This window comes from Brevibacillus panacihumi W25, assembly GCF_000503775.1.
Classification (GTDB): domain Bacteria; phylum Bacillota; class Bacilli; order Brevibacillales; family Brevibacillaceae; genus Brevibacillus; species Brevibacillus panacihumi_A.
In genome coordinates this window covers 180,116-191,231 of record NZ_KI629782.1, presented here as the reverse complement: position 1 = coordinate 191,231, position 11,116 = coordinate 180,116, and the positions used below count along the sequence as shown (strand labels likewise).

The 11,116-nt window shown below is 49.6% G+C and carries 9 protein-coding genes; all 9 read left to right on the top strand.

Features of this window, described 5'->3' with window-relative positions; all coding sequences use genetic code 11:
* Nucleotides 1-460: 460 nt before the first annotated feature.
* Nucleotides 461-2,170 carry a methyl-accepting chemotaxis protein gene (locus T458_RS30390; RefSeq protein ID WP_023554246.1) on the top strand — a complete coding sequence of 570 codons (1,710 nt, stop codon included), beginning with the start codon at nt 461-463 and terminating at the stop codon, nt 2,168-2,170.
* A gap of 127 nt (nt 2,171-2,297) precedes the next feature.
* Nucleotides 2,298-2,984 carry a YjjG family noncanonical pyrimidine nucleotidase gene (locus T458_RS30385; protein ID WP_031305298.1) on the top strand — a complete coding sequence of 229 codons (687 nt, stop codon included), beginning with the start codon at nt 2,298-2,300 and terminating at the stop codon, nt 2,982-2,984.
* A gap of 87 nt (nt 2,985-3,071) precedes the next feature.
* Nucleotides 3,072-3,332 (top strand): DUF2573 family protein, encoded by a 261-nt coding sequence (locus tag T458_RS30380; protein WP_023554244.1) that lies wholly within the window; start codon nt 3,072-3,074, stop codon nt 3,330-3,332.
* Nucleotides 3,333-3,465: 133 nt separating this feature from the next.
* Nucleotides 3,466-4,173, top strand: coding sequence for a VOC family protein (locus T458_RS30375; RefSeq protein ID WP_023554243.1), 708 nt, complete (start codon nt 3,466-3,468; stop codon nt 4,171-4,173).
* 14 nt (nt 4,174-4,187) lie between these two features.
* Nucleotides 4,188-4,928 (top strand): oxygen-insensitive NADPH nitroreductase, encoded by a 741-nt coding sequence (nfsA, locus tag T458_RS30370; RefSeq protein WP_023554242.1) that lies wholly within the window; start codon nt 4,188-4,190, stop codon nt 4,926-4,928.
* Between the two features lie 96 nt (nt 4,929-5,024).
* Nucleotides 5,025-6,329 (top strand): acetamidase/formamidase family protein, encoded by a 1,305-nt coding sequence (locus T458_RS30365; RefSeq protein ID WP_023554241.1) that lies wholly within the window; start codon nt 5,025-5,027, stop codon nt 6,327-6,329.
* Nucleotides 6,330-6,517: 188 nt separating this feature from the next.
* A complete protein-coding gene (serC, locus tag T458_RS30360; protein WP_023554239.1) occupies nt 6,518-7,612 on the top strand; it encodes a 3-phosphoserine/phosphohydroxythreonine transaminase in 1,095 nt (364 codons plus the stop codon).
* Nucleotides 7,613-7,743: 131 nt separating this feature from the next.
* A complete protein-coding gene (locus tag T458_RS30355) occupies nt 7,744-9,576 on the top strand; it encodes a sigma 54-interacting transcriptional regulator (protein ID WP_023554238.1) in 1,833 nt (610 codons plus the stop codon).
* A 162-nt stretch (nt 9,577-9,738) separates the two neighbouring features.
* Entirely contained in the window at nt 9,739-11,097 is a 1,359-nt protein-coding gene (locus tag T458_RS30350; protein WP_023554237.1) for a sodium/glutamate symporter, read from the top strand.
* Nucleotides 11,098-11,116 lie beyond the last annotated feature (19 nt).

Here is an 11,116-nt window from a genome sequence, read left to right as displayed (position 1 = left end):
TTCTCCGTATTCAGCCACATACTCGATGTTTGACAAGATTTCATATTGCTCGGGATCGGTAATCATTATATTTCCATCGTCATCCCAGGAAAAGATATACCAAGGATTGCGAATCACATGTTCTTTCAGTTTTGCCGGCGCCTCCTGCATGGTAAAAAGAAGCAGCAGGGCAATACAGCATCCGACGAGCAGCATTTTTTTTATCATTGTAACGAATCACCTTTAAAGTTGGAGTGAAAACCCCTCTAATTATATACGGGTTCGGCAATATTTTCCTCTAAATGTTTATAAAATTTCTATAAGGGAAATAGTTTATGAAACAGGTATTTTTCATTTTCTTGAAAAGGGCCTGTCAGACGCGGGAGAGTGTGGTGATAACGGTATAGACAAGCTCTGGCATGTCGCCAGATCACTCATAGAGAGAAATAACGATTATCGGGGATAGGGGTTTATGGTACACATGAAGAAAGCTGTATTCACATTTACCATTGCAAAAAAAATTGTCAGCGGTTTCTTATCGGTTTTGCTATTGTTTACGATCGTATCCTGGATCGCCATGGTGCAAATCAAAAACGTGGATTGGACCTATAGCAATTTGCTGATGCGGCATTCGCTTGTCATTGAAAACGTCCAATTGCTGAAAAAGGAAATGATTGTACAGGAAAATGCGCTGCGCGGATATCTTTTGACAGAAGACACTTCCTACGTATCCCTCTATGAAGCATCGGAGATGATCTTTCAAACCGCGCTGGATGAGTTTGCGACGACAGCACCAAACGAGGAGGCCAAAGAACAGATCGCGGATCTTACCATGGCCTATGACAAGTACCACAGCCTGATGCGAGATTTGATCGATATGAACCAGCAAAATCCTGAGCTGGCCAAGATCCAATTCCAAAACTCCACGATCAGCAGTGCGGGATCGATTTTTCACGAACAGGCGGACAATATTCTCAATATCGCCAAATCCGTCATGGAGAAAGACCAGAACAAAGCGAAGGAAACCACGACCTTTATCATTACAATGTTGATCGTTGCTACGCTCATTGCGCTCGTAATGGGACTGGCGATCAGTATATGGATCGGTCGGTTCATATCCAAACCAGTGATTCAAGTAAGCGAGTCGATGAAAAAGTTGGCGGAAGGAGATTTCTCCATCGAACCGATTCGCGTACGGAATCGCGATGAAATTGGCGTTTTGGTTGACTCCATGAACCAGATGGTTGATGACTTACGAAAGATCCTGGTCCAGGTATCGGAATCCAGTGAATATATCGCGGCTTCTACCGAGGAATTGTCAGCATCGACGGAACAAAGCGCAGAGTCAGCAGCGCAAGTAGCAGACCTTTCGCAAAAAAATGCGATCGGAGCAGAAAAGCAGTTGGAGACGTTCAAGGCAACGGCGCTCAAAGTCGAGGAAATTGCCGAGGAAGTCGATCACATCTCTCAATCGAGCGAAAGCATGCTGAGTGCGACGGAAAGCGCTACAAAGATGACGCAGCAAGGGGCGATATCCATTCACAACGTCCTGTCCCAGATGAATGCCATCCGTTCCTCTACGGAGGAAACGTCAGCATTGATTCGTTCTTTGGACGAGCGTTCCAAGCAAATCACCGATATCGTTTCCCTTATTACAGCGATCTCGGAGCAAACCAATCTTTTGGCCTTGAATGCTGCGATTGAAGCGGCACGTGCCGGGGAACACGGGCGCGGATTCGCCGTCGTCGCGGAGGAGGTCCGAAAACTGGCTGAGGAATCACGCAAGTCTGCGGAGCAGGTCATCGAAATGACCAGCTTGATTCAGCAGGGGACGATTCAGGCGGTAGGCGCGATGGAAAATGGCAACATGCTGGTTCAAGAAGGCTTGACGTATACGGGACAAGCCGAGCAAGCATTTGCTGCTATTGAAGCCGCGATCGACAACGTCAACCACCAAGTGCGAGAGGTAAATGAATCCGTAGAAGAGATTCGCGACTTCAGCAGACAGGTTGCGGCGGGAATTGAAGAGGTCACAAGCATTTCTGATCAAGTGCTGCAGCTTTCCCAAGAAAGCTCCACAGCTTCCGAAGAACAACTGGCTACATCAGAAGAGATTACCTCTTCCGTACAAAATCTGGCTGCATTGGCCGATGACATGAAGCAACAGATCAACCGTTTTCGAATTTCGTAATATCACCAAGCAGCAAGGCCCGTGATCGTGGCCTTGCTGTTTTGCTTTGGTGGCCATTGCACTTGCGAAACGGTGAGAATGATTTACAATGATCAAAGACGAAATCGACAACAATGGGGAGGACCTGATGAACTACGATATCCTATTATTCGACTTGGACGATACGCTATTTGACTTTCAGCGGGCACAGCAATACGCTTTGCAAAAGGTGTATACCGCCTTTGATATGCTGGACCGGGCAGATGATTATACAGCCTGCTACAAAGAGATTGGAAAAGAGATTTGGGGAGAACTGGAGCGAGGAGAAATCACCTTATCCGAGCTGCGAGTAGAAAGATTTAAACGATTGTTTAACAAATATCAGCTTCCTCATCAACCAGAAGCCTTTGGGGACACCTACCTGAAGTTTTTGGGAGAAGGAAGCTTTCTGGTCGAGGGAGCAGAGGAATTGTGTCAGGCTCTCTCTACACAGCGGCTGGCGATTATTACCAATGGGTTCCGGGAGGTTCAGATCCCGAGAATTTCTCATTCGCCGCTATCGCAGATGTTTGAACAGATCATTATTTCCGAAGAAACAGGCTATCAGAAGCCACAGAAGGAAATTTTCGATTATGCTTTTGCCAAACTGGGCATCACCCGCCGGGAGCGCGTTCTGATGATCGGCGATTCGCTAACCTCGGATATTTTGGGAGGCAATCGCTACGGAATCGATACGTGCTGGTTTAACCCGCGGCAAAGGAAAAATGAAACAGACATCAGCCCGACATACGAAATTTCCAAGCTGACGGATCTTTTGCGCATCGTAGCTGAATAGCGTGCGGCAAAATCCTTTCTTCTGTTGACCAGATTGGATACAATGAACGAAGAAATAAGGACCGATAGGAAAGAAGGAGGTCATCTCGTGGACGAAAAGAAACTGACGCCAATCCCGGAACTGGATCAGCTGCTGTACAAGTTTACCGAGCTGTTAACGGGAGAGGCAACGCCGGAACGCGTGGAAATGGTCAAGATCTGGTGCCTGTATTCGCATATGTCAAAAGCGATGCCGCCACTCGTGCAGCATTGGGCGAGCGAACCCGAGCATGCCGAAGCGCGCGATCAAATCAGGGGCATGATTGAACAGATCAAGCAATGGAATCAAGCGAAAAATCAAAAGCATTAGGACATCGTGCAGCAGCCACTCGTAAACGAGTGGCCTTTTTTATTGCAGGCACTGCTTGAGCAATTTAATAAACTTAATCATTTACAAAGTATGAATAATCAGGTAACGTTAAAAGAAAAGGGAGGGGATCGGAATGAAGTTCATCGGAGTTGATTTTCAAGCCAATCGAATGGACGAAATGAAGCATTTTTACACGGAGCTTCTGGGTTTTCTTCAGACGGAGCAATCGGATGATCATTTTGCGTTTCAAGCAGGCCGTACGAGTGTTCGTTTTACTCGAATGGAGCCGGACAGCGTTGCCCCTTTTTACCACTTCGCCTTCTCGATTCCGGAAAATAAATACGAGGAGGCAAGAGCGTGGATGGAGAGCAGAGTCCCTCTGGTCTTGTTTCCAGAAGAAGATGGCACTGTATCATCAGAAGTTCATTTTCCTCACTGGAACGCTCATTCCTTCTATTTCCTGGACCCGGATCAAAACATTGTAGAGATGATCGCCCGCCATGATCTACAGAACCAACAGCAAGACGCCTTTCACATCGGACAGGTGCTCGGGATCGATGAAATCGGCTTGCCCGTAGCCGATGTCCCGAACATGCTTTCCTTCGTGCAGAAAGAGCTTGGTGTCGTTCCCTGGAGGCCGCCGACGCAAACATTTGCTCCAGTTGGTGATCAGGAAGGCTTGTTCATTTTCGTCCAGGAAGGCCGGATTTGGTTTGGAACACAGCGCGAGGCAACGGCATCACCTGTTCGCATCACGATTCTCGGTGAAAAAGATCAAGAGATTTGTGTTCCGCAAACGCCTTATTCGGTTATGATAGGTAGAAAACCATATCATCCCTGAATAAGGAGGCAATCATGTCGACAGAAGTAACCCGCTTGATTCAATCACATCGATCCATTCGCAAATATACGGAGGAGCCGATCGACGGAGAAATTCTCACCGACATCCTGACCTGCGGGCAATGGGCTCCGTCTTCCCATAATGTCCAAGCCTACAGCGTCATCGTCGTCCGCTCAAGTGAGAAAAAACAGCAATTAGCCGTTCTGACGGGCGGCCAGCAGTGGGTAGAGGAATGTCCGGTATTTCTCGTTTTTTGCGCCGATTTCTACAAGCTGCAGCAGGCCTGCGAGATGAATGGGGAAACGATCGCTGCGGAAGGCGTCGAAAGCTTTCTCGTAGCGGCGGTGGATACGGCGTTGGCAGCGGAGAATGTCTTGCTCGCGGCCCGTTCCTACGGTCTGGGCGGGGTCATGATCGGGGGAATCCGCAACAATCCGAGGGAGGTCGCTGAGCTACTGGGGCTGCCGCCTTTGACGTACCCGATCATGGGCATGTGCTTGGGCTATCCGGCGCAGGATATCGAGCAAAAGCCGCGCCTCCCGATGCGCGCATACGTCCATGAAGAGCAGTATGATACAGACGGAATACGTGAAGCTTTGCAGGAGTACGAGGAAATTTCCGCTGCTTATTACGAACGCCGCACCAAAGGCAAACAAACCGACGGCTGGACCAAGCAAATGGCCCACTACGTGAACAAGCCTCGCAGAGTACATATGAAGGAGTTTGTGCAGGGGCAAGGTTTCCGTTTGGAGTAACGATTGCACATTCCCAGCATCCCTATCATTCTATCTGGTAAAATCAGCGCTATAATAGAGCTGTAAGCATTTCACCGTAATTAAGGAGCGATGGCTATGAAAAAGACAGTTGCCCAGCAAACGGTATATGTGAACAGCTTTATCAATGGCATTCTTGATCCAGCCCAGCCCATGCTAGGTCCCGTCCGTGATGGCGGGTACATCGTCGCCAATACGGCACCAGGGTGCTGGGGCCCGATGATTACGCCAGCGCTGCGTGGCGGCCATGAAGTAACGCAGCCAGTCTACGTGGAAGGTGCCAATGTCGGGGATGCGATTGCGATTCGGATCAAATCCATCGAAGTGACTTCTATGGTGACCGCCTCTGGAAATGAGCGAACCATGGAAGGCAGGTTCTTGGGAGATCCTTTCGTCGCTGCAAAATGTCCGGGCTGCGGGAAGCTTTACCCCGAGACCAGAATCGACGGCATCGGACCAGAATCGATACGCTGCTCTGAATGCGGAGCAGACACGACACCATTCACGTTTTCCAATGGCTATACCATCGCTTTTAACGACAAGAAAGAATTTGGCGTGACATTGCCCAAAGAAGCGGCAGAAAAAATTGCAGAAAACGGCCGTTATTATATGAATACCCCAGAAGCATCGATACAAAATCCAATCGTTGCTTTTGCTCCTCATGATCTGGTAGGAGTCGTAGCCCGTGTCCGTCCGTTCCTGGGCCAGTTGGGCACCACCCCTTCCAAAGCGATGCCCGATTCGCATAATGCCGGGGATTTTGGGTCCTTCTTGATCGATGCTCCGCATGAATACGCATTGACCAAAGAGGAATTGACGACCCACAAGACGGATGGACATATGGATATTAACCGCGTCAGACAGGATGCCATCTTGATCTGTCCGGTGAAGGTACCGGGAGGCGGAGTCTATCTCGGAGACATGCACGCCATGCAGGGAGATGGAGAGATTGCGGGACACACTACAGACGTGGCAGGCATTGTGACCTTGCAGGTGCACGTCATTCACGGCCTGAAGCTGGATGGCCCGATTCTGTTGCCCGTAGAGGAGGATTTGCCTTATCTGGCGAAACCGTTTGCTCCCGAGGAAAAAGCCAAAGTCCTGGAGTACGCGAAAGGCTGGAAGCTGGATGCCATCGAAGATTCGCTGCCCGTTTCTTTTATCGGGACGGGTGCCAATTTGAACGAAGCGACCGAGAATGGATTGTCTCGTGCTGCACAGGTGCTTGGGCTGACGGTCCCCGAAGTCTTGAACCGGGCGACGATTACAGGCTCGATCCAAATTGGTCGGCATCCAGGCGTGGTGACGGTTACGTTTCTTGCCCCCACGCATTTGCTGGAGAAGATCGGAATTCTTGATCTGGTTGCGGAGCAGTATGCCTGAACAGGAATTTAGCGATAATACGAACGGGAGCGGTAAAAAAATCGCTCTCGTTCCTTTTTTGGCAAAAGATTTTCATTTTTTCACTTTCTTCTACTGCAAATATCCGGATTTCTAGGTACAATAGAAAGGTGCTGGAGTACATGCATTTTTCATTGATCGTAAAAAGAGATATTTGAGGAGTGAGAGCGGTGAATCAGGGAAACCGTGCCTACAATTTCAATGCTGGACCTTCTGCGCTGCCTTTGGCCGTGCTGGAGAAAGCGCAACAAGAGCTTTTGGACTTCCGGGGAACCGGCATGTCTGTCATGGAATTAAGCCATCGCGGCGACGTGTATGAAGAGGTTCACAATCAGGCGATCGCACGATTGAAAGATTTGCTGTCCATCTCTGATGACTATGAGGTTTTGTTCGTGCAAGGCGGAGGCAGCATGCAGTTCTCCATGGTGCCGATGAATTTCTTGCAACCGGGCAAAACGGCTGCTTATATCATGACAGGAGCTTGGTCGGAGAAGGCTTTTGGCGAGGCGAAACTCTTTGGGGAGCCGTATCATGCTGCAAGCTCCAAAGACAGCAACTACCGCTACATTCCCAAACTGGAAGACATCAAGTTCCAGGAATCCGATGCTTACGTTCATTTGACATCCAACAACACGATTTTTGGTACGCAATGGAGAGAGTTCCCGGATACAGGCAGCGTTCCACTGATCGCAGACATGTCCAGCGATATTCTCAGCAAACCGATTGATGTGAACCAGTTTGCGATGATCTACGCTGGGGCACAGAAAAACCTCGGTCCATCCGGTGTCACCGTGGTGATACTGCGCAAAGACTTGTTGGAAAAGGCCAACACCAACATTCCGACGATGCTCCAATACGGCATCTACGCCAAAAACAACTCCCTGTACAACACGCCTCCGACCTTCGGCATCTACTTGCTGGGAGAAGTGCTGAACTGGGTACAGGAGACAGGCGGTTTGGCTGAGCTGACCAAGCGCAATGAAGAAAAAGCGAAGCTGATCTATGATGCGATCGATGCAAGCAACGGGTTCTACTATGGTCACGCAGAACCGGAAAGCCGCTCTCTGATGAATATCACGTTCCGTGTCAAAGATGAAGCGCTGGAGAAGCAATTCCTCGCAGAAGCGAAAAAAGAAGGCTTTGTCGGGCTCAACGGACACCGTTCTGTCGGAGGTTGCCGGGCATCTGCCTACAACGCAGTTCCTTATGAGGCTTGCAAAGCACTCAGCCAGTTTATGGTACAATTCCAGGCTAAACATAGCTAAAGTAAGACATGCCGATAAGACCCTTTCAAAGGGTCTTTTTTCAATGCACAAAGAGACGCCGTGCAACACCGACAGTCCCTCCATTTTTGGTATGATTGAGTTTGAATAATCTGAAAAATCGGAGGGGAACGATGAGCGATCTGCGGAAGATAGTCTCGGTTGCACAAGAGGTTGCGGAAGCCATAAAAGCAGCTTTTCAAATGGATGTGGAAATCATCGACGCGGAGGTGAAACGGATCGCGGCTACTGGTTCTGCCAAAAAGAAGATAGGGGCAGCGATGGCTTACGGGACGGTCACCCGGCATGTTTTACAAAATACGGAACCTATCGTCATTCATCAGCCCGGGCAAGAAGATTTTTGCTTGGCCTGCCAAGGATATGGCAAATGCACGTATACAGGGGGCATCATCGTGCCCATTCTCTACAAAAACCGGACGATCGGCACGATTAACGTCGTCGCCTACGATCAGAAACGGATGCAGGTGCTCCAGCAAAACCAGACGGGTCTCATCGAGTTTCTAAACAGGATGGCGGAATTGATGACCTCCAAAATTGCCGAACAAGAGCTTTACGAAGAGCAAATACGCGTGAACAGCGCTCTGTTGACCTTGATCAACACGATCTCCAACGGCGTGCTCTCCATTGATCAGGAGGGAAGAATCCGACAGGCAAACTCGCTAGCGGAACAAATGCTTCGAGGCTCGGAACAGGCGGCCGCGATGGAAGGCATGCTGGTGACGTCAGTTTTCCCGGATTTTCCGCTGGCTGAGACATTGAATGCCAAGGAGTTCAAAAGCTATGAGCTGGCGGCCAAGGTCAACGGGAAGGGATACCGCTACATTGCAGACATCAAGCCGGTGACAGCCGATGATGCAGTCACTGGTGCCGTGGTCTCGATAGTCGATTATGAGAACATGAAGCAGCTTGCGTTTGACTTCGCGACACCGAATCGACAGATTACCTTCCAGGAGATTATTTGTGAGACGCCGCACATGCAACATATCAAGACAATCGCTTCCCGCATCGCACAGAGCAACTCTACGGTGCTGATCACGGGTGAGAGCGGAACCGGCAAGGAAATGTTCGCCCGGGCGATCCATGAAGAAAGCCCGCGTTCCAAGCATCCGTTTATTGCGATCAATTGCGGGGCGATCCCGGAGGCATTGATTGAGAGCGAGCTGTTTGGCTATGAAAAGGGGGCCTTTACAGGGGCACATGCCAAAGGAAAGCCGGGAAAATTTGAACTTGCGAACAAGGGAACGATCTTTCTAGACGAAATCGGAACGATGCCGCTTTATCTGCAGGTCAAGCTGTTGCGGGTTTTGCAGACCAAGGAAATTGACAAAGTAGGCGGAACGGAAGCGATTCCGATCGATGTCAGAGTGATTGCCGCCACGAACAACAACCTGGAGCAAATGGTTGCAGAAGGGACGTTTCGCCAAGATCTTTATTATCGGCTGCATGTGATCCCCATCCAGATTCCGCCTCTTCGCGAACGAAAAATGGATATTGTACCGTTGGCGCAGCATTTTATCAGACGGTATTCCGTTTTGCTGGAGCGCAATATCCAAGCCTTGTCCGAAGAAGCGCGCCTGGCGATGGAAGCCTACCATTGGCCCGGCAATATCCGCGAACTGGAAAACAGTATCGAATATGCGATCAATCTGTCTCATCCGGACGAAACCATTCTACGCCTGTCACAGCTCCCTTCCGCGATAAAAAATAACTTGCAGAATCACACCATCGTCGAACACCTCGAAACCCCCGACCACCCCTTTCCACTGGAACAAAGCATCCTGAGCAAACAGGAATATGAAAAAAGGCAAATTACACATCTGCTTGCCGAGTGGGGCACCTCCACCACCGACAAAAAGCGGATCGCCCGACAGCTCGGGATCAGCTTGCCGACGTTGTACCGTAAAATTCGCCATTATCAAATTGAGAATCATCGCTTATCAAAATGATCATTTTTCTTATTTTGAGAAATGAATACGAGAAAAGTCCGCTTTATGATGCCCTTAATCTTTTGGCATGCGATTTGCACATACAAATCTGCCAGAAAGGAGGGGGGCCCGAAAATACGCGTAGAGAGGTCTGATCCATCTAGGGAGATAAGGAGGCTCAGTATGAATTTTTCGCCTTGGACAATCGTTACGGACTTAGGTGTTATGTCGATTTTGTTCTTGATAGGGGTGATTCTAAGGGCAAAAGTAAAGGTGGTACAGGAGCTATTCCTGCCTGCCGGTCTCATTGCCGGAATACTCGGTCTCATTTTCGGTCCGAACGGCCTTGAACTCTTGCCGTTTTCCAGTTTGATCGGAACCTATCCAAGCATTCTGATCGCCTTCGTATTTGCATCCTTGCCGTTCAGTTCTGAAAAGGTGCCCTTCAGATCCGTCACCAGACGGGTAGGGAAAATGTGGGGGTATTCCCAAGCGCTCATGCTCATGCAGTGGGGCGGCGGCATGCTGTTTGGCCTCTTGATACTCAATTTGATCTGGGGCGATTTGCACACCGGATTTGGCTTGATGCTGGCAAGCGGCTTTGCAGGGGGACACGGTACTGCTGCAGCGATCGGGCAGGCTTTTGACGGTCTTGGTTGGGATGAAGCGGCTTCGCTCGCCATGACATCCGCTACGGTCGGAATTGTAAGCGCTATTGTTGGCGGACTGATTCTTATTAAATGGGGAACGAGAAACGGGCATACGGGATTCATTACCGACTTTGCGCAGCTTCCCAAGGAGCTGAAAACGGGACTTGTCCCGGAGGAAAATCGCCAATCTGTCGGGGAAGGAACGGTTTCCTCGATCTCCATAGACCCGCTCGCGTTTCATGTTACCTTGGTAGGGCTGACAGCAGCAGCTGGATATTACTTGAGCACGTTGGGTTCGCAATGGTTCCCCCAGCTGAGCATTCCTGCATTTTGCTGTGCCTTTCTCGTCGCCTTGCTCTGCATGAAGATCATGGAGTGGACTAAATCGGACCGTTATGTCGACAAGAAAATGGTGAATCGCATCAGTGGAAGTGCTACTGATATCCTGGTGGCTTTTGGCGTCGCTTCCATCAAGCTGCCCATTGTCGTGAAATATGCGGCTCCATTGGCCTTGCTGTTCATTTTCGGACTTTTGTACTGCTTTTTCTTCTTCAAAGTATTGGGCCCCCGTTATTTCAAGGAATACTGGTTTGAGCGCTGCATCTTTTCCTGGGGATGGGCGACAGGAACGACTGCGATGTCCATCGCACTGTTGCGCATCGTCGACCCGGATCTGAAAAGCAAGACGCTGGACGATTTTGCCCTCGCCTATATTCCGATGGCTCCGGTAGAGATTGCTGTCGTTACGCTGTCACCGCTGTTGATCATCAATGGTCAGCACTGGCTGTTTACCAGCATCACGATTCTGGTCGGTATTGCGCTGCTGGTTGTTACCAACATGAATCGTTTCCATCGCCAAACAGGACGTTTGGGAACGGAGAAAAATTTCTAAATCAAATAAATCAGGGAGG